This window comes from Tolypothrix sp. VBCCA 56010 (genome assembly GCF_050875635.1).
Classification (GTDB): domain Bacteria; phylum Cyanobacteriota; class Cyanobacteriia; order Cyanobacteriales; family Nostocaceae; genus Hassallia.
On the sequence record NZ_JBPAOH010000082.1, the window covers coordinates 1 to 22392 of the forward strand.

20 protein-coding genes and 1 pseudogene are annotated in these 22392 nt (G+C 43.1%); 14 read left to right on the plus strand and 7 right to left on the minus strand.

Annotation, left to right across the window (positions count from 1 at the left end; all coding sequences use genetic code 11):
* Window positions 1-284 precede the first annotated feature (284 nt).
* The 3 genes from AABK37_RS24435 (at window position 285) to AABK37_RS24445 (ending at window position 4043) form a co-directional block, all read left to right on the plus strand.
* Window positions 285-683 carry a lysozyme inhibitor LprI family protein gene (locus AABK37_RS24435; RefSeq protein WP_432554117.1) on the plus strand — a complete coding sequence of 133 codons (399 nt, stop codon included), beginning with the start codon at window positions 285-287 and terminating at the stop codon, window positions 681-683.
* A 420-nt stretch (window positions 684-1103) separates the two neighbouring features.
* On the plus strand, window positions 1104-3113 hold the full coding sequence (locus AABK37_RS24440) for a S8 family serine peptidase (protein ID WP_432554118.1): 2010 nt from the start codon (window positions 1104-1106) through the stop codon (window positions 3111-3113).
* Window positions 3114-3335: 222 nt separating this feature from the next.
* The gene (locus tag AABK37_RS24445) at window positions 3336-4043 is read left to right on the plus strand and encodes a peptidoglycan-binding domain-containing protein (RefSeq protein ID WP_432554119.1); all 708 of its coding nucleotides are present in this window, start codon (window positions 3336-3338) and stop codon (window positions 4041-4043) included.
* A 107-nt stretch (window positions 4044-4150) separates the two neighbouring features.
* Here AABK37_RS24445 and AABK37_RS24450 read toward each other — a convergent pair whose 3' ends face one another.
* Together AABK37_RS24450 and AABK37_RS24455 are read right to left on the minus strand one after the other, a co-directional pair.
* Window positions 4151-6595, minus strand: coding sequence for a ribulose bisphosphate carboxylase small subunit (locus tag AABK37_RS24450; RefSeq protein ID WP_432554120.1), 2445 nt, complete (start codon window positions 6593-6595; stop codon window positions 4151-4153).
* Between the two features lie 100 nt (window positions 6596-6695).
* Window positions 6696-7376: pseudogene (locus tag AABK37_RS24455) on the minus strand (Uma2 family endonuclease).
* A gap of 233 nt (window positions 7377-7609) precedes the next feature.
* Here AABK37_RS24455 and AABK37_RS24460 point away from each other — a divergent pair.
* Together AABK37_RS24460 and AABK37_RS24465 are read left to right on the plus strand one after the other, a co-directional pair.
* Window positions 7610-8521: a bestrophin family protein gene (locus AABK37_RS24460; RefSeq protein ID WP_432554121.1), complete on the plus strand. Its 912-nt coding sequence runs from the start codon at window positions 7610-7612 to the stop codon at window positions 8519-8521.
* A 326-nt stretch (window positions 8522-8847) separates the two neighbouring features.
* On the plus strand, window positions 8848-8991 hold the full coding sequence (locus tag AABK37_RS24465) for a hypothetical protein (protein ID WP_432554122.1): 144 nt from the start codon (window positions 8848-8850) through the stop codon (window positions 8989-8991).
* On the opposite strand, the gene AABK37_RS24470 is transcribed toward AABK37_RS24465, so the two are convergent.
* Window positions 8978-9829 (minus strand): M28 family peptidase, encoded by an 852-nt coding sequence (locus AABK37_RS24470; RefSeq protein WP_432554123.1) that lies wholly within the window; start codon window positions 9827-9829, stop codon window positions 8978-8980. The two genes, AABK37_RS24465 and AABK37_RS24470, sit on opposite strands and share 14 nt — an antisense overlap.
* A gap of 117 nt (window positions 9830-9946) precedes the next feature.
* Between AABK37_RS24470 and dnaK the strand changes: the two genes are divergently transcribed.
* From dnaK to AABK37_RS24495, 5 genes are all read left to right on the plus strand, one after another.
* Window positions 9947-12079, plus strand: coding sequence for a molecular chaperone DnaK (gene dnaK, locus AABK37_RS24475; RefSeq protein WP_432554124.1), 2133 nt, complete (start codon window positions 9947-9949; stop codon window positions 12077-12079).
* A gap of 164 nt (window positions 12080-12243) precedes the next feature.
* A complete protein-coding gene (locus AABK37_RS24480; RefSeq protein ID WP_432554125.1) occupies window positions 12244-13233 on the plus strand; it encodes a DnaJ C-terminal domain-containing protein in 990 nt (329 codons plus the stop codon).
* 58 nt (window positions 13234-13291) lie between these two features.
* Window positions 13292-13498 (plus strand): hypothetical protein, encoded by a 207-nt coding sequence (locus AABK37_RS24485; RefSeq protein ID WP_432554126.1) that lies wholly within the window; start codon window positions 13292-13294, stop codon window positions 13496-13498.
* A 392-nt stretch (window positions 13499-13890) separates the two neighbouring features.
* Window positions 13891-14415, plus strand: a complete 525-nt coding sequence (locus tag AABK37_RS24490; protein ID WP_432554145.1) for a J domain-containing protein — start codon at window positions 13891-13893, stop codon at window positions 14413-14415.
* A 37-nt stretch (window positions 14416-14452) separates the two neighbouring features.
* Entirely contained in the window at window positions 14453-14725 is a 273-nt protein-coding gene (locus AABK37_RS24495) for a DUF3143 domain-containing protein (protein ID WP_432554127.1), read from the plus strand.
* Here AABK37_RS24495 and AABK37_RS24500 read toward each other — a convergent pair.
* From AABK37_RS24500 to lysA, 4 genes are all read right to left on the minus strand, one after another.
* The gene (locus AABK37_RS24500) at window positions 14682-14912 is read right to left on the minus strand and encodes a hypothetical protein (protein WP_432554128.1); all 231 of its coding nucleotides are present in this window, start codon (window positions 14910-14912) and stop codon (window positions 14682-14684) included. The two genes, AABK37_RS24495 and AABK37_RS24500, sit on opposite strands and share 44 nt — an antisense overlap.
* Window positions 14909-15658 (minus strand): polyprenyl diphosphate synthase, encoded by a 750-nt coding sequence (gene uppS, locus AABK37_RS24505; RefSeq protein ID WP_432554129.1) that lies wholly within the window; start codon window positions 15656-15658, stop codon window positions 14909-14911. The genes AABK37_RS24500 and uppS overlap by 4 nt, the downstream gene beginning before the upstream one ends.
* The gene (gene cdaA / locus AABK37_RS24510; RefSeq protein WP_432554130.1) at window positions 15655-16578 is read right to left on the minus strand and encodes a diadenylate cyclase CdaA; all 924 of its coding nucleotides are present in this window, start codon (window positions 16576-16578) and stop codon (window positions 15655-15657) included. Before cdaA ends, uppS begins: the two co-directional genes overlap by 4 nt.
* A gap of 138 nt (window positions 16579-16716) precedes the next feature.
* Window positions 16717-18222 (minus strand): diaminopimelate decarboxylase, encoded by a 1506-nt coding sequence (lysA, locus tag AABK37_RS24515; protein WP_432554131.1) that lies wholly within the window; start codon window positions 18220-18222, stop codon window positions 16717-16719.
* Between the two features lie 90 nt (window positions 18223-18312).
* Here lysA and rimI point away from each other — a divergent pair, with 90 nt between their 5' ends.
* The 4 genes from rimI to AABK37_RS24535 all read left to right on the plus strand — a co-directional run bounded on the left by rimI (window position 18313) and on the right by AABK37_RS24535 (window position 22380).
* Window positions 18313-18864 carry a ribosomal protein S18-alanine N-acetyltransferase gene (rimI, locus tag AABK37_RS24520; protein ID WP_432554132.1) on the plus strand — a complete coding sequence of 184 codons (552 nt, stop codon included), beginning with the start codon at window positions 18313-18315 and terminating at the stop codon, window positions 18862-18864.
* Window positions 18865-19206: 342 nt separating this feature from the next.
* The gene (locus AABK37_RS24525) at window positions 19207-21675 is read left to right on the plus strand and encodes an ATP-dependent Clp protease ATP-binding subunit (protein WP_432554146.1); all 2469 of its coding nucleotides are present in this window, start codon (window positions 19207-19209) and stop codon (window positions 21673-21675) included.
* A gap of 149 nt (window positions 21676-21824) precedes the next feature.
* Window positions 21825-22163: a DUF6972 family protein gene (locus tag AABK37_RS24530; protein WP_432554133.1), complete on the plus strand. Its 339-nt coding sequence runs from the start codon at window positions 21825-21827 to the stop codon at window positions 22161-22163.
* Window positions 22111-22380, plus strand: coding sequence for a hypothetical protein (locus AABK37_RS24535; protein ID WP_432554134.1), 270 nt, complete (start codon window positions 22111-22113; stop codon window positions 22378-22380). Before AABK37_RS24530 ends, AABK37_RS24535 begins: the two co-directional genes overlap by 53 nt.
* The last annotated feature ends 12 nt before the right edge of the window (window positions 22381-22392 follow it).

Consider the following 22392-nt stretch of genomic DNA (forward strand, 5'->3'; position numbering starts at 1 on the left):
CTCGATACAATGCGATTGTCACTCGATACAATGCGATTGTCACTCGATACAATGCGATTGTCACTCGATACAATGCGATTGTCACTCGATACAATGCGATTGTGTCCCCCTGCATTTAAAAACGCTACGCTTTTACGCTTAATTGTACTTAGCTGACTGCAAATCTTAAGACTTTTGGAAATTTTGCATAAAAATGTAAGGCTTTATACTACCTTGAAAATGATTCTCGTTGGAAATTATGTTTAATTTCCATATAAGCGACTTTTTATATACCAAAAGTAGCTATGTATAAACGATTAATTAGCACATTTGTCTTGGTGGCGATCGCACCGTTATCAATTTTAGTAATTTCTTTGCCCAGCATTGCTCAAACACGAACAATTAATTGCTCTAAGGCGGTAGCGACACCAGAATTGAAATTTTGTTCTCAACAATCTTACCAAGCCGCAGATAAAAAACTCAATCAAGTTTATCAGCAAGTCGTTTCCAGCTTAAGCAGCGAGCCAAAGCAGTTACTAGTTACTGGACAACAGTCATGGATTAAGTTTCGCGATAACAACTGCAATTTTGAAGTATATAGCTCTCGTGGCGGCACAGGTTATGAAATCTTTCGTAACGGCTGTTTGGAGAGACTGACAAAACAACGTACAAAAGATTTACAAGATTATCTGTCTTCTCGATAAGTAAGTAGGCAAGAAGATTTCAAATTATGTTAAGAAACTTAAATTGTAGGGTCTGGCTTAAAGCGGTGTGGATATTCCTCCTTTCGTCGGTTCGACGGACAGAATCCTAGTCAAGCAGGCAACGCCGCGCTTTAGGGTCTGTTGCGTTATGCTTTTAGCTAACGCACCAACGACTGTGAAAGGTGCGTTGCGTTGCCCGACAACGCACCCTACAGTCTTGAGAGTAATTGTAGTAAGCGGCTCTATCCCTTAAAATTTTTATATTTGAGCGGTTCACCGCTCACTACGAAGAAGAGTGTTTCGCATATTTGCACAAATCTGTTTTAGGAATCGAGAGGCTTGAACAAGTATTTAATCATAATCCAAGCAGAGATAAGAATGCTTGGATAAATTATCTCAGATGAAGAGGCAAAGAAAACTATGGCTAAGATAACCATCAACGGTATATCAATCGATCCAGATGCTCAGAGAAATGCAATAATCTCTGCTAATCTAATTAGTGCTGACAGTTCCAAATCAAATTATATTCTCATCCAATCGACTCAACCTTTGAACCGCGAGCAGAAAAGTCAGCTATCAGAGTTAGGTGCAGAAATTCTGGAATTTGTACCGGAAAATACTTACATTTGTCGTTACAATCCTTCTAATTTGGATGCAATTCGGGATTTGCCTTTTGTTGAGTGGGCGAATGTTTATTTAGAAGGCTTCAAAATCGCGCCTCAGTTGGTGATAGGAGGCAAAAATGATACGGCGAATCTGTTAGCGATAAAAACTGCTGACATATCACTGTTGCGGCAGCCAAAACAAGTCACAGTGGTGTTTCATAATCATGTTGCCATTGATGAGAAGTTGCGCGATCGCATTGCTACAGCTGCCAGACTAAACAAGAGCGATCTAGAATTTAGTAGCAACTCAATAAAACTCTCGGTTCAACCTCAATATCTTGATGATTTGGCAAAAATAGACGAGGTGCGACACATTGAAGAAAACGTGCCACGGCAACTTTTCAATAATGTAGCTCTCAAAGTGCTGAAAGCAGACCAGACACACAGCACAGTCAATTTGCAAGGAGAAGGTCAAATCGTCGCTATAGCCGACACTGGCTTTGACAAAGGTTCAACCACAGACGTTCATCCTGCCTTCACAGACAGAGTAGTTAAGCTTTACCCCTTGGGACGGTCAACCGCTAATGACCCTCAAGGACACGGTACGCACGTAGCTGGCTCGGTTTTGGGCGATGGCAAATCTGACACGATGGGGGGTCCGATTCAAGGAACCGCTCCTAAAGCCAAGCTGGTGCTGCAATCGGTTCTCGATTCCAGAGGAGGTTTGGGAGGACTTCCGGACGATCTGAACAACTTATTCAAACAACCTTACGATAATGACGCAGCCCGCGTTCATACAAACTCTTGGGGAGCGCCAACACGCGGACAATATACGGTAGATTCTCAACAAGTAGACCAATTTGTTTGGGAACATCGAGACATGGTTATCTGCTTTGCTGCGGGTAACGAAGGCGCTGACACAGATCGCAACGGCGTGATTGATAATAAAACGATCGCCGCACCCGGAACAGCAAAGAATTGTATTACAGTTGGAGCCTCTGAAAATAACAGACCAGACCAATCAAAACCATATAGGCTTTTGGGTCGCTATAGCGCCGAGCCGATCGCCTCGGATGGCTGGTCTAACAACCCCGATGGGATGGCGGCTTTTAGCAGTCGAGGACCTACTCAAAACGAGCGAATCAAGCCAGATGTTGTTGCTCCCGGAACTGCGATTCTCTCGACTCTTTCGCGAGACGCAAGAATTGATTCATTCTTTGGCAACTCCACAGACCCCCTTTATGCTTTTCTAGCTGGTACTAGCATGGCTACACCGCTAGTTGCAGGCTGCGCTGCTGTGGTGAGAGAGTATTTTTTGCAACAGAATCACCAACCAAGTGCGGCTCTAGTTAAGGCAATGTTAATTAATGGAGCTAAAGACATCGCCGGTCAATATGTTCCCTCGGAAGCCGGAGAAATTCCCAACCTCTCAGAAGGATTTGGTCGAGTTGATTTAGCCGCAACGGTAGGACCGAGAAACGATTCGGAGCAGGTTACTTTCAAGGATGAAAGCACAAAACTTGATACGGGAGAAGAGGAAAAAACTGAAGTAGAAATCAGTCAGTCAAACTCTGTTTTGAAGGTGACATTAGTATGGACTGATTTCCCCGGTGAAGCTCTTCAAAATGACTTAGATTTAATTGTGCGTGCAAATGGTGAGGAGCGACACGGAAATATGCCGCCATCCTCAACAGATTTCGACCGACGAAATAATGTTGAACAGATTGTTTGGACTAATGTAGCTCCAGGAAAGCTGGAAATTGTGGTGCGTGCTAACCGAATTATTCAGCCACAATCTTATGCATTAGTTGTGAGAATCTCTTAGGTTAAAAGAATTGTTGTAAATCCTGGGAATAATTTTTTTGCTCAGAGGATTTACAACAATTTTTCTGTTTGCGATCGCTACATAAATAAAAGTGATATCAACCTTTATCTATGTACATAAGTTGAAATCAGTGCGATCGCCAAAGCCTACGAAGGTGTAAACTTTAAAGCGGTCTTACCAGCTTTCAGCATCAGTAATTTAGTAATTAAGGAACCAAAAAGCATGGCAACTAACTACAGCAATGAAGCCATTCGTAATATCTTAATCGGCTTCGGATATTTAGCTCCTGATAGCAATCCTGGTAGCAATCCTCCCTGGAAGACGAATAATAACCCTTTGACGGATGAACGCACCGTCACCGCAATCAAAAAGTTTCAGCAAGATTACCCACCCCTCAAAGCAGATGGCTTTGCTGGCGATCAAACCAAGAAGGTGTTGCATGATACAATTGTCGCTCTTCAGAATAACTTGAAGCGCCACGGTTTCGCCACTGATGCTCAGATACCCTCAACTCAACCGTATTATGGACCAAATACTTATGAAGCGGTGAAGAGATTTGAGCAAAAACAGGGTTTGACGGTGAATGGTATTGCTGACAAGCAAGCGCGTACAATTCTAAGTCAACCAAGTTTACCAGTGAATAATATTAGGTTGATAGATGTTTGCATTCAATTCAAACAGAATCCGAAAAAGCCTAATTATGTTGAGGCACTAAATTATTTACAAGCTCAGTTAAGCTCAGACATTTTAATTGAGTTTACCAACCAGTGGCGACAAACCAATGATGTCAACCCTTCGATAGTTAAGCTGACGGATGTGTGCAATTCTTATGTAGCAAAACCGCATCAAGACAGAGCGCTCAATTACTTACAAAGTCAGATATCTCCAGATGTATACAAGAGATTTACTGAACTTTGGAAAAAGCAGTAATTCCGGAAATTGAATTGATGATATAATGTATCGCCAATCATACATATTGTAGAGACGTTCCGGCGGAACGTCTCTACGACGGTTGCAATGAATGCAACGCCTTTTAATTAGCTGGCTTTACCATTCGGACGTTGGATAATCGTTTCCACAACCCGGCGTTTTCCATTGGGTTCGATTCCTACCAAGCGCACATATTCGTTACTATGTTCCGCGAGAAAAAATTCCAAAGTTGATATTGCGTCAGATTCGGCATCAATTTGGGGAACCGCAAAAGTTTGCCAAGAACCAGTGCGAAAGCGTCTTTCATCTACATGTTCAATGCCAATTTTATAACCTTGAGATAAAATATTACGTATTTCCTGTTGTGTTTCTAAGGTTAAATGCGTACTCGCTGCCTGTTGTTTGTTGAATGTATTTGAAGGAACAGGTTGAGTTACAGGATTGTTAAAAGGCTGATTCGGTGGGGTGATACCTAAGCTAGGTGCTGATTGATAATTTGTATTGCTTGTATTAACATCCGCACGCTGGATAATCGTTTCTGTAACTCGACGTTTTCCTATGGGTTCGATTCCTACCAAGCGCACATATTCGTTGGGATGTTCCGCGAGAAAAAATTCCAAAGTTGAGATTGGATCGGATTCACCATCAATTTGTGGAACCGTAAAACTTTGCCAAGAATCAGTGCGGAAGCCTTTTTCATCTACGTGTTCAATGCCAATTTTATAACCTTGAGATAACATCCGACGTACTTGCCCTTGTGTTTCTAAAGTCAAGTGCGTACTTGATGTTTGCTGTTGGTTGAATTTATTTGAAAAAGGTGCAGGTTGAATTGTACGATTGCTCAAGGGCTGATTAAGAGGCGTGATATTTAGGCTAGGCGCAGCTTGATAATTTGTGCTGCCTTTACCATTCGGACGTTGAATAATCGTTTCTAGAACTCGGCGTTTTGACTGAGGATCGATTCCCACCAAGCGGACATATTCGTTAGCATGTTCGGCGAGAAAAAATTCTAAAGTTGAAATTGCGTCAGATTCAGCGTCAATTTGCGGAACCGCAAAAGTTTGCCAAGAACCGGTGCGAAAGCGTCTTTCGTCTACGTGTTCTATGCCAATTTTATAACCTTGAGATAAAATATTACGTATTTCCTGTTGTGTTTCTAAAGTCAAATGCGTACTTGATGTTTGCTGTTGGTTTAATTTATTTGAAAAAGGTGCAGGTTGAATTGTACGATTGCTCAAGGGCTGATTAAGAGGCGTGATATCTAGGCTAGGCGCTGTGCTGCCTGTACGATTCGGACGTTGGATAATCGTTTCTAGAACTCGGCGTTTTGACTGAGGATCGATTCCCACCAAGCGGACATATTCGTTAGCATGTTCGGCGAGGAAAAATTCTAAAGTTGAAATTGCGTCAGATTCAGCATCAATTTGCGGAACCGCAAAACTTTGCCAAGAACCGGTGCGAAAGCGTCTTTCGTCTACGTGTTCAATGCCAATTTTATAACCTTGGGATAAAATATTACGTATTTCCTGTTGTGTTTCTAAAGTCAAGTGCGTACTTGATGTTTGCTGTTGGTTAAATCCATTCGTTTTCGCAGGTTCGTTTGAACTATTTCTTGACGGTTGACTAGCTGGCTTGACAGCGCTTGTAGGTGCTGGTTGATTATTTCTGCCTCGGTTTAAGCGATTGTACTCATCAACCAACTGAGAATTTTCCACCCGTTTTTGTTCGCTTACCATAAAATTGCCTATCTCAATTAAGTGAGACAAGCTAAAATTAGGCTTTTGAAATTCTGGTGGTTTCTCGGCACTGTTAACTATACGTCGAGAGATCCGCTCAAAACCGATTTGATGGATAAAGTTGCGGATTTGTTCGTCATAAATGCGCGATCGCAAAGCGCTAAAAAAGTCAATTGACTGCTTGATAAAAGTATCAACCAATTTTTCCACATCTCGTTGCGAAAGTCCATCCGATTCAAAAATCCCGCCAACAATTCCCACCTTGTCATCGCGGTCTGGTTCCCAGTAAAATTTCTCCATCCGACCATCGCGAATTAACGGTGCGTAAAGAGTAGAAAAATCATTACCCGTGACAATAATCGGCACGCGATTTAATGGTGTTGAGTCATAGCTTCCGGGAAGTTGCACATCGGTAGGATTATCAGCAATATTCATCAGCGTGGCATTCACCAACTGCGTATTTACAGTGTATTGCGTACCTTCATCAAAGCGTCCCGCACCCGCATCTAAATCGTTAATCATCAGCACGCACATTTTGCCGCGCACCTTAATTAGTTCTGCTGTTTCTCGATAGCGCAGCCGAATCAGACGCGCTGGATCTCCCGCATCTGGACTTTCCAGTTCACCACCAGAGATGAGAGTCACCTCGATCCCCATTTTCTCAAAGACTAACTCACATTGAAAAGTCTTTCCCTCGCCTTTACGTCCGTGAATTCCCAAAATCACCGGTACTCGCACACCGGGAATATTCAGGAAGTTTTTCGTGATGTGGACGGCAAGTTTATCCAGAAAGCGAGGAGCGATGTAGTAACCCATGAGTCTGTCAAGGAATATTTAGTACTTATAAAGATAATGTTAGTTTTTTCTGGGGACAGCAGCTCACCGATTTTTTATAACAATAATTTTGTCAATTAATTTAAGACTCCCGTGTCAAACGCTGCACCAATTCTGCGTGTTCTTGACTATTTAACCCTTGTTGCACTACCGCTAAAACTTTTGTCATTTACCCTGCAAGCAATGCAGTTACATCTAACCACAAACCGGGAAATACGCGACTTTTAATAATACCATCTGTATTTGGTTCTAATGATACATATTCGCTATTTTGCAAGCTGAACCAGTTAAGTTTATTTTCTAAAATCTGCCAAACGATATATTCTTGAACGCCGTTCCGACGATATGCTTTTTTCTTATCATGTAAATCATTTGCCGCGCTGCTAGCTGCGACTTCTACAACTAACTCCGGGGCACCTTCTACATAATCATCATCACTAATACGTGCTTGTCCCCCCAAGCGCTCATCAATTAACAGTACAACATCGGACTGTGGTTCATTATCTAAATCCAGGCGTACTGTGACATTATCACCTAACTCGACGCCTGGAGTAGAAACTTGGTAAACTGCCAACCAAGTAATTAACTGTGCGTGGGGTTTTCCATGACTGTTAAAACGTAGAGGTGACGCCATATACACTATTCCTTCTATCAGTTCTGCTTTTTTGATATGCGGCATTGCGGTATATCGACGCTCAAATTCGTCGCGAGAGAGGCGATCGCCACTTTCTAATGGCGGGATACGTTCTACCGATGCTGTCATTAGCAGATTCCTCAAAGGAGTGTTGCTGCATTTAGTATACTGCTTTTCTACAGCAATCGATGAATCACCGATTACTCATCAAAGTGTTTTGCCAGAATATCAGTAAATGTACGGCTTTTTACCCTTGAAAATTGACATCGGTAGATTTCTCGTTGTCATTTGTACTACTTGCAGAGTTATTATTTTTACGTTATCAGATCCTCATATCGGTAAATTTTATTGACGGGAACTGCATGACAAGCAAAAAATTTCATTGGTTAAAACTAGCTTTTCAATTAAAAGGCTCGATTGTCTCAGCAATTTATAGAAGAGTTCTGGCTTGTGGTTTTTTCGGTATTTTCGTTTCTTTGCTTTACTATTTAAAATTACCTGTTTCTCAGCCTATTTTTGAAAGCGTTATTCCCAGTATTGTTTTAGGTTTATTACTTGTTTTTCGCACAAACACAGCTTACGACCGATTTTGGGAAGGTAGAAAATGCTGGGGTTCTATGGTGAATAATACGCGAAATTTAGCACGACATATTTTGGTATCGATTGATGAAATAACCCCAGAGGATAAAGAAAATAAAACGGCGGCATTATATTTATTGGTTGCTTTTTCTGTAGCAACTAAATACCACCTGCGGGGAGAACCTGTCAATAGTGAGTTAGAAGAACTCATGACACATTCTCGGTATCTAAAACTAAAAACTTTGAATAATCCCCCTTTAAAGATTGCTTTCTGGATTGGTGATTATTTACAAAGGCAATACAAGCGTAATTGCCTAAATAACTATCAGTTAATAGCTATACAAGACTTATTAAATAATCTGGTGGATAATTTAGGAGCTTGCGAACGCATTTTAAAAACGCCTATACCTCTAGCTTATGCTATCCATTTGAAACAATTACTATTAATATATTGCTTTTTACTACCTTTTCAACTAGTGGAAAGTCTGGGATGGTGGACGGGTTTAATTACAGCTTTGGTTAGTTTTACTTTGTTTGGCATTGAAGCGATTGGTATAGAGATAGAAAACCCCTTTGGTCATGATGCAAATGACTTGCAATTAGAGACTATTTGTAACACAATGAAACGCAATATCGACGATTTAATTAAGTTTAATCCCTATGTGCGATCGCATCAAGGTAATCTAACCAATTGAGATGAAGGGGAAAGGGGAAAAGAATTTGGTACTCTTGATTTAAACCCCGACCAAATGAAGACCACCAAAACTTTAATTTGGTCGGGGGACTCAAACTTGTTTGTAAAGGTTTGAAGGAATTTTTACAACTTCCAACAGACAAAACCCGCAAACTCGTTTACGCGATTTGCCTCAGTTAAAAGATTAGTTTCCTCTATTGTCACAGTGCTGGCTTTTCCCAAATATATACACATTTACGCAATTCTGAGCGACCGTGATTTCCCATTTATTGTATTTGTTGGCTTTAGCTACATATAGCAATCGTATATGATTTGTGAAAATTCACTATGCCCAGAAACCCGGTTCTGGGAGAAACCGGGTTTATAAAGGATTTGGCTGCTATATACCGATTAATGATTGCGATCGCATCGATTGTCGTCAAGTTAGGGATGGGGAAACCCCACCCCGACAAATTTTTCACAACTTTCTAATACCTTTTTCCAAACCTTGACAGACGCCTGTAAGAAAATCTAAATTCAAAGTGGCAATAGTATCACTAGGTTTGTGATAATGTGGATTTCGCATATTAGCAGTATCTGTCACCATCATCGCCGGATAGCCTTGATCCCAAAAATGAGCATGATCGCTAAGTCGTGTCTGTGGAAGTATTAAACCTCTATTTGGCACAGGTAGCCACTCGCTAGGTGTCCCAGATTTGCGAATATTGCGACTTAAGCGAATTAAATCGGGAATTGTCCGTAAATTGCCAATTAAAGCAATAAAATCGCCTCGATTTGGGTAAAAGCGTTCTAAAGGAGCTGGATAGTGTTGCGAACCAGGGGTAGAATCGCAATAACCTAGCATTTCTAAAGCAATCATCAAGCGTAACGGTTGCTGTTGTTGTCGCAATTGGGATGCGTACTCAGATGCACCAGAAGGACCAAGTAAACCGTATTCTTCCATATCAAAAGCTACCAATCGCAAAGGATATTTAATTGGTTGCGTGGCAAACATTCTTGCCAATTCCAGCAACACGGCTACACCTGTAGCATTATCATCAGCCCCAGGTGTTCCCGGTACGGCATCATAATGTGCTGCAATTAAAATTGGTGGTAAATCCTTATGAGGCGATCGCCCAGGTAAATTCAATATCAGGTTTTTACAAGCTTTGCCCTTTACCTCAAAGGTGTGGATTTCCACACTTCCCGATTGTTCAAATTGTTCTTTGATGTATTGTTGGACAAAAAAATGTCCCCCTGTCGCCAAATATGGATCGCGATCGCGGGCTATAAACGTAAGATGAGTTTGCAGAAGATTTTTTAAATTCACATGTATTAAGCAATGAACGCTGTTTGAACGTGTAATTCCCAACTGCAAGATAGAATAAATCAAGCATTGCTTGCAAACAAATAAAATTTATTAGACACTTTAGGAGAACAGCAACGCATGGGCAAGGTAGTCGGCATCGACTTGGGTACAACCAACTCAGTAGTCGCCGTCATGGAGGGTGGCAAGCCGGTGGTGATTGCCAATGCAGAAGGAATGCGAACAACCCCCTCCGTCGTTGGCTTTAGCAAAGAAGGCGAAAGAATCGTTGGGCAAATGGCGCGGCGTCAAACCATTAGTAACCCCCAAAATACCTTCTTTGCCGTGAAACGCTTCATCGGGCGCAGGTATAGCGAACTGAGTCCAGAATCAAAGCGAGTACCCTACACGATTCGCAAAGACGAAGTAGGCAATATTAAAATAGTCTGTCCCAAACTCAGTAAAGACTTCGCCCCAGAAGAAGTTTCGGCAATGGTGCTGAAAAAACTGGCAGACGATGCGAGTCGTTACTTAGGCGATACAGTCACCGGGGCAGTAATTACCGTTCCTGCTTATTTTAACGATTCTCAGCGGCAAGCGACGCGAGATGCTGGTCGAATTGCTGGTTTAGATGTCCTGCGAATTCTTAACGAACCTACCGCCGCTTCTTTAGCTTATGGATTGGATCGCGGTGATACGGAGACAATCTTAGTATTCGATTTGGGTGGTGGCACCTTTGACGTATCTATTTTAGAAGTTGGCGATGGCGTGTTTGAAGTCAAAGCCACTAGTGGAGATACGCAGTTAGGCGGTAATGATTTTGACAAAAAGATAGTAGATTGGTTGGCAGAGAAATTTTTGGAAACAGAAGGTGTAGATTTAAGAAGAAGCGATCGCCAAGCTTTACAACGTCTAATGGAAGCTGCGGAAAACGCAAAAATCGCACTTTCCGCCGTCAGCGTCACCGATATTAACTTACCCTTCATCACCGCCACCGAAGAAGGTCCCAAACATATAGAAACTCGCCTAACTCGCTCGGAATTTGAAGGTTTATGCACCGACTTGATAAGTCGCGTCAGAACACCAGTCAAAAGAGCGTTGAAAGATGCCGGTTTGATACCCGAAGATATTGATGAAGTCGTCTTGGTAGGCGGTTGTACCCGCATTCCAATGGTAAAGCAGTTAGTGCGTGACTTAATCGGCATCGAACCCAACGAAAATGTTAACCCCGATGAAGTTGTGGCAGTGGGTGCGGCAATTCAAGCGGGTATTCTCGCCGGAGAACTTAAGGATGTGCTGCTTTTGGATGTCACGCCTTTATCTATCGGCTTGGAAACCATCGGCGGCGTGATGAAAAAGCTGATTCCTCGCAATACAACTATACCAGTCAGGCGATCGGACATTTTTTCCACATCAGAAAATAACCAAAATACTGTGGAAATTCACGCAGTCCAAGGTGAACGAGAAATGGCAGCAAATAACAAGTCTTTGGGACGGTTCAAGCTGTATGGCATTCCCCCAGCACCAAGAGGAGTACCGCAGATTCAGGTATCTTTTGATATCGATGCCAACGGTATTTTACAGGTAACAGCTTTAGATAGAACTACAGGACGAGAGCAAAGCGTCACCATTCAAGGTGCTTCCACCTTAAGCGAGTCGGAAGTTAACCGAATGATTCAGGATGCTCAAAAATATGCTGATGAAGACCGAGAACGCAAAGAACGTGTAGAAAAACGCACCCGTTCCGAGGCTTTAATTTTATCAGCAGAAAGACAACTTAGAGAAGTGACGCTAGATTTTGGAATGCAGTTTGCCCGAAACCGGCGTCAACGAATTGACAGTATTTGTCGGGAACTACGCGAAAGTTTACAAAAAAATGACGATCGCGGTATTGACCAAACTTACGCTGACCTGCAAGATGCTTTATACGATCTAAATCGGGAAGTTCGCCAATATTACGCTGACGACGAAGAAGATGACTTGTTTGGCACGATTAAGGAAATCTTCACTGGCGAAAAAGAACGCGAACGAGACAATTTAAGAGATAATTATCGCGATCGCGATTCTTATGGCAGAGACTACGGCAACAACAGAGACTACGGCAACAACAGAGATTACAGCGGCAACAACAGAGACTACGGCAACAACAGAGATTACAGCGGCAACCGCGACTATAGAGATCAAGATCGTCCCTCCTCCTATGACAGCGGTTCCCAGAGGCGATCGCGTCCAAGTTACCAAGATAACTGGGATGATGAAGACGACGACTGGTAATAGTGCCTTTGAATGGGCGGAATTTTCCGCCCTTGTATCATCATATTAGTAACGCCAAAATGAAATTGATTGATTCGGATTTGGTTCTCGGTAACAAGTAATAGTTAATAGCACTATTAGCCATTAAATATTAATAAAATATCAAATATATAGTTAAACTGACTATGCAAAATTTGCAGAATTTTCGCGATTATTACGAAATTTTAGGAGTACCTAAAGAAGCCTCAAGTGAGGAAATTAAAAAGAATTATCGCCGATTAGCACGGCAGTATCACCCAGACTTAAATCCGGGAAACAAAGCAGCCGAAGACAAATTTAAGGATATCGGTGAAGCTTATGAAATCCTTAGCGATCCAACCAAACGAGCGCAATACGATCAGTTTAGCCGCTACTGGAATCAAAGAGGCTTTAGTGGCAAACAACCATCAAAGGGTAAAGGTTGGGGTAATCAAAAAAGCGATCGCACTAATACTCAAGATGTAAACCCCAGCGATTTTGCCAATTTTGAGGACTTTATCAATCAAGTTGTCGGTGTAAAAAATCAAAATGGGGCAAGTAATTCTACGAATGGCGCTAAGGGCGATCCATATCGTACCCCCAGAAGCAAAGTTGAATATACAGTACCGAAAACTCCTCGCACTAGTCGTCGAGATATAGAAGCGAGATTAACTTTACCACTAGAAAAAGCTTATACAGGTGGCAACGAACGCATTCGTTTAGAAGATGGGCGATCGCTAGAAGTGACTATGCCTCCAGGTATGGTAACAGGTCAAACCATCCGCTTGCGTAACCAAGGCATTGGTGGGGGAGACTTGTACCTAAAAATTACAGTTGAACCGCATCCTTTATTTAAACTAGAAGGCTTAAATATATTTTGTCAAGTACCTGTGACTCCCAGCGAAGCCGTTTTAGGAGGACAGGTAGAAGCACCAACTCTCGATGGACTGGTGAAAATGTCAATTCCCCAAGGAGTTAGGTCTGGTCAACGATTTCGTCTCGCTAATAAAGGCTACCCCAACGAAGCAGGTAAACGCGGCGATCAATTAGTGGAAATTCAGATAGTTACTCCGAAAACTATTAGCCAAGAAGAAAAAGAATTATACGAAAAATTACGGCAAATTGAAACCTTTAAACCTCGCGCTGATTTATTGTGATAGTGATGAGATGCAATGAATACATTCAAAGAACAAAAACTACGAGATATTTCAGCTTATGAGTTTTAGTGACTTAGTAGAAACAATCAAAAGTCTTTCGATTGAAGAGAAACAAGAAATTCAACTACTATTAAGCCAGTACTTGCGCGAAGAACGTCGAGAGGAAATATATGAAAACTTGAAAATAAGCCAAGCAGAAGAGCAAAACGGGAAACTTCAATTCTCTAATAACATCAACGAACTAAAACAACTGATAGAAGATTAATGGTGGAAGTCAGTTTTAGTTCATCATTTAAACGTGGTTTTAAAAAGCGAATTAAAGGAAATGTAGACTTGGAAACGAAGTTTTGGCAAAAATTGGAGCTGTTTATAAACGATCCTTTTGACCAAAGCTTGAAAACTCACAAGTTATCAGGGAAGCTTAAAGAATTATGGAGTTTGAGCATAGAGTACGACCAAAGAGTTTTATTTTACTTCACTGACGACGGAAAAGCTGTGGAAAGTTGACATTGGTAATCACTCCGGAAGTTTACTAGACTCAAAGGAAATCGGATAAGAGATTGAGCGTGCGATCGCCTACTCAACCATCCTCAGGTTTAAAATAAGAAAAAACTTGAGCTAATGGTGACTCAAACAGCCGTGAATCAAAACGGGGCAATGCCACAAAGGAGTGAACCTACCTATTACTCCTTGCTAGAACTGCATCCCTCGGCATCGGTAATCGAAATCCGTCATGCCTATCGGGAACTAAGCAAACGCTTTCATCCAGATACTACAGACTTACCTGCTGCGATCGCTACTGCTAAATTTCAGCAACTCAACGAAGCTTATGCCACTCTCAGCAGCCCAGAACGCCGATTAAGCTACGATTTAAAAATAGGCTACTCTCGCTTTGGCGTGATTCAAGCACCCGCTGACTTGAACCATCCCGTCGCTAAGTTTTATGATTGGTCAAAATCAGCTTACCTTGATGCCAGCGATCGCCCGCTTTCACAAGGCGAAATCTTTGCTTTATTTATTATGGGGTTAACTATTCTTGGTTGCTTGTTATTGGCGATCGCCATCGGCTTAACTCGTGGCGATGCTGCCTTCAAAACACAACTTACACCACCAACGCCAGTAGTTCAAGAGCAAATTTATCACTTTTCTCAAACGAATAATTCTCTAGAAATTAAGAAGTAAAAATTATTTATTTTATCCTTGACTTTTGACGCAAATCATGAAGAAAGTTTCCGCCGATACTCCCTTATACAACCACCCCCTACCTCAGATTGAGCAGTGGTTAAAAAACCAAGGCTGTCAGCAAGATGAACAACAGCCGCATTGTTGGCATGTCCAGCGACCCTTATGGCAAGCAGAAATCTGGCTCGACATTGAGCAAATCATCGTGCGATATTTCCCTTCTGGGGAAAAAGGGCAAGATATACAGCGATCGTTCAAGTACTCCCTCAGTCGGCAAGATATAGAACAAGCGGTTTTTTCAGGACCGTAAAAGAGGAGGGGGAGAGGGGGAGATGGGGGGGAGTGGGAGAGGGGGGGATGGGGAGACAAGGAGATGGGGGGAAAGAAGAATTTATCTCCTTGTCTCCCTTGTCTCCCTTGTCCCCCTTGTCCCCCTTGTCCCCTTGTCCCCCCCATCCCCCCCTCTCCCCCTCTCCCCCTCCCCCACTCCTCTTCACACCTTACCAAACCGCCTTTCTCGTTGCTGATAAGCAGATAAAGCGCGGTGAAATTCGGCGCGGTCAAAATCGGGCCACAGAGTTTCGGTGATATAAATTTCCGCGTAAGCCATTTGCCAGAGAAGGAAATTTGAGATTCGCATTTCCCCACTGGTGCGGATTAATAAATCTGGGTCGCAAATTCCTGCGGTGTAAAGATGACGCTCAAAAGTCGCTTCATCAATTTCATCAGGTTGAAGTAGACCTAGCTTTACTTGATCGGCGATCGCTCGACAAGCTTGTAAAATTTCCTGTCTTCCACCGTAGTTTGTAGCAACTGTAAACCGGATAGCGCGATTATCCTTAGTTTCTTCCATAGAACGGGAAATTTCTTCTTGAAGAATACGCGGTAAAGCCTGTAAATTTCCGACAAACTTAATTTGTACATTCTCCTCTACCATTTCGCGCAATTCTTGACGCAAAACTCTTTGGAACAAAGTCATCAAAAAATCAACTTCTTCCTGAGGTCTTTTCCAATTCTCAGTCGAAAAAGCATAAGCCGTCAGCGCACCAATTCCCCAATCTTTACAACAACGAAGCAAATCCTTCAGCGCATCAACACCGTGTTTGTGACCGATAATTCGGGGTAGACCTTGACGTTTAGCCCATCGACCATTGCCATCCATAATCACCGCAACGTGTTTGGGCAGTAATTCTCGCTTTAAGTCTGTCGGCAAATATTGCAGTTCTGTATAGTGTACTGTCATTTTTTATCTCGCGAAGCGGTCGATGGTAATCCAAGTAAACGTGAAATTAGGGCTAGTGCCTTACTACGAATCTGACGTACCAAGCTTAACAGACCTGGAGCCACAGCTTCTCGATCTACAGTTGGCGATAATCGAGCCTCTAAACAGTCTTTCAGCTTCGTCAGCGTCAGCGGTCTATTTAGGATTCCCCTTTCCGCTAAAGAAATAGAACCCGTTTCTTCTGATACAACAACACAAATGCAATTTTCGACTCGCTCAGTAATTCCCATCGCCGCTCGGTGGCGTGTTCCCAACTGGCGCGAGGCTGTGCGTCCCGAAAGCGGTAAAATTATACCAGATGCTACAATCCGCGATCCACGGATCATTGTCGCTCCATCGTGCAAGAGAGTTTTTGGCTGAAAAATTGTCTGTATCAGTTCCTTAGAAACTTCCGCATTTAGCTTTACTCCGGGCACAGAAAAATCCCGCTCGTCAATTGGACCGCTAGTTTCCAAAATCAGCAAAGCGCCAATCCGGTTTTTCGACAGTTCTTTAACTGCATCGACAATTTCATCAATCACACTATCAGACTTGGGGACTGTCCGATTCGATGGTAGAAATAACGAACGAAATTCGCCACGTCCCAATTGTTCCAAAAATCGGCGAAACTCTGATTGGAGCGCTACAGCCATCGCCACAGCGCAGCCAATCACCAATTTTTCTAATACAAAATTTAACAGTGGTAGCCCCAAACTGTTGCTGAGAGCTGACGCCAGCATCAACACAATAAATCCCCGCACCATCCACAGTGTCCGGCGCTCACTAATAATAACTAGGATCATGTAAGTCAGCGCCAGTACTAAGGCTATATCCAGAGTTTTAAGCAGCAAAGACCCAGACTGTCCCAGGTTTATCAGCCATTGCTTCCACCAATCTCCCATGACATCTGGCGTGAAAGTATGAAGTATAAAGTATGAAAGATGAAAGATGAAGTATGAAGTATGAATTATCAAGCATGAAGTCTAAAATTTTCATTCTCTATCCTTTGTTCTTCATCCTTTTCTTTCAGTCTTCAGGCTTTATCCAAAATCTTTCTTTAGTCTTTCTGGTAGGCAATCCTGTCTAATCAAGTCTTGATAAGTTTCGCGCTGCAAAATTAAATTTGCTTCGCCATCCTTGACTATAACCGCTGCCGATCGCGGTATGCGATTGTAGTTAGATGCCATACTGTAATTGTACGCACCAGTTGCCATTACTACGAGAATATCTCCGGGTTGAGTTTTTGGCAGTTGGGCATTTTTTATGAGAATATCCCCTGATTCACAATGTTTACCAGCAATTGTCACTGTTTCGGTTAAAGGAGTTGACATGCGATTGGCGACTACTGCCCGGTAAACTGACTGGTAAGTAATCGGTCGTGCATTATCAGACATTCCGCCATCCACAGCTACATAGGTACGGATTCCCGGAATAACTTTGGACGATCCTAGCGTATAAGCAGTGACACAAGCTGTGGCAATTAGCGATCGCCCAGGTTCACATAATAACTTAGGTAAAGGTAAATTTTCTCTAGCACATGCCGATTCAATTACCTCGCAAATCGGTTTTACCCACTCTTCAATGCTCGGTGGATCGTCTGATTCTATATATTTAATCCCCAAACCGCCACCAACATTTAATTCTGTCACGCTTAAACCGTAACCAGCCGCTTTACTCAACCACTGCACCATCAAAGCCGCTAAATCGCGATGCGGTTGACGTTCAAAAATCTGAGAACCAATATGAGCATGTAATCCCACGCAGTTAAGATGTGATTGCTTGCTGACAAAAGTAAACAATTCATCCAGCGCATTCGGATCGAAGCCAAATTTAGTATCTAACTGTCCTGTCTGAATATACTCATGAGTGTGACACTCAATTCCCGGAGTCAGCCGCAGCATTATTTGGATGGGGAGTGGGGGATGGGGAGAGGGGGGGGATGAGGAAGATGAGGGAGATAGAGAAGTAGCAATAATTCCCCCTTGTCCCCCTTGTCCCTCTTGTCCCCCTTGTCCCCTTTCCCCGGCTATCTCCACCAAAGTATGCAACTCATACCAGTTATCCACCACGATGGTGCAACCAGATTCAATGGCAAAAACTAGCTCTTGGCGAGATTTATTATTGCTGTGAAGGTAGATTTTATCAGGACTGACACCGGCTTGCAGTGCTGTGTAAAGTTCGCCTCCTGATGCTACATCTACACCTAAACCTTGATGAGCGGCGATCGCACAAATTGCCAAACAACTCCAAGCCTTAGAAGCATACAATACCTGAGATTCACCTTTGTAGTATTGCTTAAAAGAATCTCGGTATTGGTGACAAGCGCGAATGAACGTTTCTTCATCCAAAATATATAAAGGCGAACCATACTGCTGAACTAGAGTTGTGACATCACAACCACCTATTTCCAGGCAGTCATTACTATTAACTTTGGCACTCAAGGGTAAAAGTTGCTGATTGGGCGACAATTTGGCATTTTTACTGCTTGTTTCCGGTAAATACTGACTACCAGAATGTTGAATGCCTGCCGGGTGAGTCGATACCATAACTATAAGAGTTGTCCTTGTTCTAATTACGGGCGTGAGTGGATACCCCGATTCTCAGTTTACCGACCCGTTGTCCCATTATTGATAATTGTGATCTCATCAGCATTAGAAATTCAATCACTGACACCAGACGATCTCAGTGCAGCCTTGGAACTAGATCAAGCCTGTTTTGGCGGTTTGTGGAATTTGCAGGCTTACCAACGAGAGTTGGAAAGTCCCAACACTGAATTACTCGGATTATTTTCCAACTTCTCTAGCTCCAGAATGCTGGGAATGGGTTGCTTTTGGTCAATTGTAGATGAAGCACACATTACGATTGTGGCGGTTCATCCTCACTACCACCGTCAAGGTTTGGGTGCAGCTTTACTATATTCGCTTTTGGTGAAAGCTTACGATCGCGGTTTGGAACGAGCCACTCTCGAAGTGCGTGTTTCCAACTCCGCAGCAATATCTTTATATCAAAAATTTGGTTTCAAAACAGCAGGGCGGCGACGCGGTTATTACCGAGATAACGGTGAAGATGCCCTTGTTCTTTGGACTGGAGAAATGCAACAGCCAGATTTTCCCAAAACTTTAGACACATGGCATACCATAGTTTGCGATCGCTTGAGTCAGTCTGAGTGGCAGTTAGTTTTTCCCTAATGATTAGTATTTCTAATTTAATTCCGGAAATTCATCAATAAATTATTAAATATTCAAATAATGTATTGATATGTATTGAAAATGACACAAAATTATGATATTAAGTTTTGTTTGGGAAGGGCGAAAAAAACACCCAAAACCCGTTTTTTGGAGTGAAATCGAGCGGCTTAAATCAAGGGTCTCAGTATACAGACCAGATAAAAACAATAAAAATTTAATAATTATCCGATTAACCTGAGTGTTAGCCCTTGGATGTCTATCTGTTTATACAGACACCCAAAGTTAGGGCTTATGCTAAAATCAGCATACCGGCACGACGCAGGTGATGGGATCAACGAAACTATGTTTGAACGCTTCACAGAAAAAGCCATTAAGGTAATCATGCTTGCTCAAGAAGAGGCACGCCGTCTTGGGCATAATTTTGTCGGTACTGAGCAGATCCTCCTGGGTCTAATTGGCGAAGGTACCGGAGTGGCGGCTAAGGTGCTGAAATCAATGGGCGTCAATCTCAAAGACGCTCGGATTGAAGTAGAAAAAATCATAGGTCGAGGCTCAGGCTTTGTGGCTGTGGAAATTCCGTTCACGCCACGGGCAAAGCGAGTTCTAGAACTATCCTTGGAAGAAGCGCGCCAATTAGGACATAACTACATTGGTACCGAGCATCTGCTGTTGGGCTTGATCCGCGAAGGGGAAGGCGTAGCAGCCAGAGTTCTAGAAAACCTCGGTGTGGATCTTTCCAAGGTGCGAACGCAGGTCATCAGAATGCTGGGAGAAACAGCCGAAGTATCTCCAGGTGGTTCATCGGGTCGGACGAAAACCCCAACGTTGGACGAATTTGGCTCGAATCTGACCCAAATGGCAGTAGACGGCAAGCTCGATCCAGTAGTGGGACGCGCAAAAGAAATTGAACGGGTGATTCAAATCTTGGGTCGCCGCACCAAAAATAACCCAGTATTGATTGGGGAACCAGGTGTTGGGAAAACGGCGATCGCTGAAGGTTTGGCGACACGCATCTCCACCAAAGATATCCCCGACATCTTGGAAGATAAGCGCGTAGTCACTCTCGATATCGGTTTGCTCGTAGCTGGTACCAAGTACCGAGGTGAATTTGAAGAACGCCTGAAGAAAATCATGGACGAAATTCGTCAGGCAGGCAATGTCATTCTCGTGATTGACGAAGTTCACACGCTTATTGGTGCAGGTGCAGCAGAAGGTGCTATTGATGCGGCAAACATCCTCAAACCAGCTTTGGCAAGAGGTGAATTGCAGTGTATTGGTGCAACAACCCTCGATGAATACCGCAAACACATCGAGCGAGATGCAGCGCTAGAGCGACGCTTCCAACCAGTGATGGTAGGTGAACCGAGCGTTGATGAAACAATCGAGATTTTGTACGGACTTCGCGACCGTTACGAACAGCACCACAAGCTGAAAATCTCCGATGAAGCTTTAGTAGCAGCAGCAAAATTGTCCGATAGATATATTAGCGATCGCTACCTTCCAGATAAAGCCATCGACTTGGTTGACGAAGCCGGTTCTCGCGTGCGCTTGATTAACTCGCAATTGCCACCCGCAGCAAAAGAGTTAGATAAAGAATTGCGTCAAATATTGAAAGAAAAAGATGACGCAGTGCGCGGTCAAGACTTTGAGAAAGCTGGCGAACTGCGCGATCGGGAAATGGAAATCAAAGCCGAAATTCGGGCGATCGCTCAAAGCAAAACCAACGCATCCGGCACAGAAGGTTTAGAACCCGTCGTCACCGAAGAGGACATCGCCCACATCGTCGCATCTTGGACAGGAGTTCCGGTGAACAAACTCACCGAATCCGAATCCGAAAAGCTGCTGCACATGGAAGACACCCTGCATCAGCGCCTCATCGGTCAAGAAGATGCTGTGAAAGCAGTTTCTCGTGCCATTCGCCGCGCTCGTGTCGGTTTGAAAAATCCTAATCGACCCATCGCCAGCTTTATTTTCTCAGGTCCCACTGGTGTTGGTAAAACCGAGTTGGCGAAATCCTTGGCGAGTTACTTCTTTGGTTCCGAAGAAGCAATGATTCGCCTAGATATGTCCGAATATATGGAGCGCCACACCGTCAGCAAACTGATTGGTTCGCCTCCTGGTTATGTCGGCTACAACGAAGGCGGTCAGTTGACCGAAGCCGTGCGCCGTCGTCCTTACACCGTCGTGTTATTCGACGAAATCGAGAAAGCGCACCCAGATGTATTCAACATGCTGCTGCAAATTCTCGAAGACGGTCGGTTGACAGATGCCAAAGGTCGCACCGTAGACTTCAAGAACACCTTGCTGATTTTGACATCAAACATCGGTTCTAAGGTAATTGAAAAAGGCGCTTCCAGCATCGGCTTCGAGTTTGCGGATAACGCTGGCGAGTCGCAATACAACAGAATTAAGACTTTGGTGAACGAAGAACTCAAGCAATACTTCCGTCCAGAGTTCCTCAACCGATTAGATGAAATTATCGTCTTCCGTCAGTTGAGCAAGCCAGAAGTCAGCGAAATCGCTGAAATCATGCTCAAAGAAGTGTTTGGTCGCTTGACAGAAAAAGGTATCGTCCTAGAAGTCACCGATCGCTTCAAAGACCGCTTAATTCAAGAAGGTTACAGCCCCAGTTACGGTGCAAGACCTTTACGTCGGGCGATTATGCGCTTGTTAGAAGATAGCCTCGCTGAGGAAATTCTTTCCGGTCGCATCAAAGACGGTGATACAGCCGTGGTTGATGTCGATGAAAGCGGTACCGTGCAAGTTAGTGCAGGAGAACGTCGGGAATTATTGACCCCAGTAGCTGAGTAAATTTTAAATTTTAGAAAATGAAATAACGGTAGAGGGTGAAAGTCCTCTACCGTTTTTTGTTTGAATATGTATGGGGTTTATAGTTATTATATTTTTCCCTGAATCGTAGGATTTAGCTATTTTAAGTCGAAAAAACTTAACCCCTAATCATGAGCGGAATTAATCGTCAACTTACCATTGATGCTAGACAAGTTGCCAAGCATATAGCTGGTACACCTCAAATGCAAAGACTTCTGAAAAGAGGACTTGCTGCTCATGTATTTAACGATGAAACTACAATGAATATAGTCGCTCAAGCCATAATAGAAAATGGGCAGTTCACCGGAATAATTCGAGGGTATGAGCGTTATGGAATGTTTTTTGATGAACTAATAGGTTATAGAATTAGTCCAGATGGTAGCCGCATTCCACTTTACTATGGCGAGATAAAAATTAATGCAGACGACCAATACCACGTCATCCCCCGCACAAGACCCAGTGAAGAATAACTGGGAATTTACGGAAGTATGGATAGATCCAATGTTATCCCCTCCATACATTCTTTTATTACTCTGTGAGAGTAAGGGAAACTGTCATATTTACGACCCGGCACAAAGTTATAAAGTTATATTTTCTAGTAATAGCTATGATGCAGCTAAATCATGGTTACTAGAAGATGAATATGAACCAATTGAAGGTAGGCTATTAGCTACGGAATTAGTCTGATAAGTTGGTAAA

Excerpts from the sequence above, each read along its gene's own strand:
- AABK37_RS24460 (WP_432554121.1), top strand. The coding sequence starts at position 7,610 with ATGACAAGCAAAAAATTTCATTGGTTAAAACTAGCTTTTCAATTAAAA.
- AABK37_RS24480 (WP_432554125.1), top strand. The coding sequence starts at position 12,244 with ATGCAAAATTTGCAGAATTTTCGCGATTATTACGAAATTTTAGGAGTA.
- AABK37_RS24440 (WP_432554118.1), top strand. The coding sequence starts at position 1,104 with ATGGCTAAGATAACCATCAACGGTATATCAATCGATCCAGATGCTCAG.
- AABK37_RS24525 (WP_432554146.1), top strand. The coding sequence starts at position 19,207 with ATGTTTGAACGCTTCACAGAAAAAGCCATTAAGGTAATCATGCTTGCT.
- AABK37_RS24490 (WP_432554145.1), top strand. The coding sequence starts at position 13,891 with ATGCCACAAAGGAGTGAACCTACCTATTACTCCTTGCTAGAACTGCAT.
- AABK37_RS24435 (WP_432554117.1), top strand. The coding sequence starts at position 285 with ATGTATAAACGATTAATTAGCACATTTGTCTTGGTGGCGATCGCACCG.
- AABK37_RS24465 (WP_432554122.1), top strand. The coding sequence starts at position 8,848 with ATGCCCAGAAACCCGGTTCTGGGAGAAACCGGGTTTATAAAGGATTTG.
- AABK37_RS24450 (WP_432554120.1), bottom strand. The coding sequence starts at position 6,595 with ATGGGTTACTACATCGCTCCTCGCTTTCTGGATAAACTTGCCGTCCAC.
- AABK37_RS24530 (WP_432554133.1), top strand. The coding sequence starts at position 21,825 with ATGAGCGGAATTAATCGTCAACTTACCATTGATGCTAGACAAGTTGCC.
- lysA (WP_432554131.1), bottom strand. The coding sequence starts at position 18,222 with ATGGTATCGACTCACCCGGCAGGCATTCAACATTCTGGTAGTCAGTAT.
- AABK37_RS24485 (WP_432554126.1), top strand. The coding sequence starts at position 13,292 with ATGAGTTTTAGTGACTTAGTAGAAACAATCAAAAGTCTTTCGATTGAA.
- AABK37_RS24445 (WP_432554119.1), top strand. The coding sequence starts at position 3,336 with ATGGCAACTAACTACAGCAATGAAGCCATTCGTAATATCTTAATCGGC.
- AABK37_RS24495 (WP_432554127.1), top strand. The coding sequence starts at position 14,453 with ATGAAGAAAGTTTCCGCCGATACTCCCTTATACAACCACCCCCTACCT.
- uppS (WP_432554129.1), bottom strand. The coding sequence starts at position 15,658 with ATGACAGTACACTATACAGAACTGCAATATTTGCCGACAGACTTAAAG.
- AABK37_RS24535 (WP_432554134.1), top strand. The coding sequence starts at position 22,111 with ATGCAGACGACCAATACCACGTCATCCCCCGCACAAGACCCAGTGAAG.
- cdaA (WP_432554130.1), bottom strand. The coding sequence starts at position 16,578 with ATGGGAGATTGGTGGAAGCAATGGCTGATAAACCTGGGACAGTCTGGG.
- dnaK (WP_432554124.1), top strand. The coding sequence starts at position 9,947 with ATGGGCAAGGTAGTCGGCATCGACTTGGGTACAACCAACTCAGTAGTC.